Here is a 901-nt window from a genome sequence, read left to right as displayed (position 1 = left end):
GTAAGCGTCCGGCGTGGACCGTCGAAAAATGGGGCTTGTCAGGCAGGGCCGTAGCGTTCCTTTCCACGCTCTAAGATTGCTGCCATGTTATTCCCGTCATTCTGGAGGGGCAATCAAGTGGCATTGAGCGGCGGGAGATGGGTCTGCGCGATAAGTTGTGTCTTCTCGGCGGCTTTGGCCGCCATGGGCGTAAAAATGTGGGGTGATCGTGCCTCAGCGACACAAGCAGATTTTTTGCGATCCATCCAAATGCATGCTCGTTGCATTGATTACTGGGCGGTTCGAAGCCCATTGGCCGACGCAACATTCGAATTTGAACATGGAAGGCGCGAACTGCTCCAGACCGTTAAAGCGGTAGATCCGTCATTAGATTTCTGGGTTCCGGGGCTACGGGAAGGATCGGTCGCTACGGTAAGGAAGGACTTTCCGCTTAAGGGGCCGAAGTTGGATGACCTTCAACAAAAAGCTGCATCATTGGTCGGTCCGTTTCGTTGTGACGAAACCACCTACGCGTGGGACTACAATGTGACGATGCTTCGATTGTCAGGAAGAGAGCAGGAAAGTGAACTGCGATCCGCAGGCCCGGAATTTTCAAGTCAGCGATGAAGGCCGGATCAAGGTAAGCGATTTTGCCATTTCCACGGCAGCAGTTCGTCGATCCGGTTGATGGGATGGCCCTTGCCGATCCGTTCGAGCACATCGGCCAGCCACGCCTGCGGGTTCACATCGTTGAGCTTGGCTGTCTCCAGCAACGAATACATCGCCGCAACCCTTTCCCCGCCGCAATCGGCACCGGCAAAGAGCCAATTTTTCCGGCCCACGGCGATGCCGCGCAGGGCATTCTCTGCGAGGTTGTTGTCGATCTCAAGCCGCCCGTCTTCGGTATAGGCGAGCAACTGGG

At 55.8% G+C, this 901-nt stretch carries 2 protein-coding genes; one reads left to right on the top strand and one right to left on the bottom strand.

Going from position 1 to position 901, the window contains the following annotated elements; genetic code table 11:
• The first annotated feature begins 117 nt into the window (after positions 1-117).
• Positions 118-606, top strand: a complete 489-nt coding sequence (locus tag WG908_RS16470; RefSeq protein WP_340187591.1) for a hypothetical protein — start codon at positions 118-120, stop codon at positions 604-606.
• Positions 607-614: 8 nt separating this feature from the next.
• On the opposite strand, the gene WG908_RS16465 is transcribed toward WG908_RS16470, so the two are convergent.
• The coding region (locus WG908_RS16465) for a transposase domain-containing protein (RefSeq protein ID WP_340187590.1) at positions 615-901 on the bottom strand (287 nt) is incomplete at its 5' end.

Origin of the sequence: Sphingobium anseongense (assembly GCF_037725245.1) — a bacterium.
GTDB lineage: Bacteria > Pseudomonadota > Alphaproteobacteria > Sphingomonadales > Sphingomonadaceae > Sphingobium.
The sequence above is the reverse complement of the archived record's forward strand: the minus strand, read 5'-3'. Positions and strand labels throughout refer to the sequence as shown.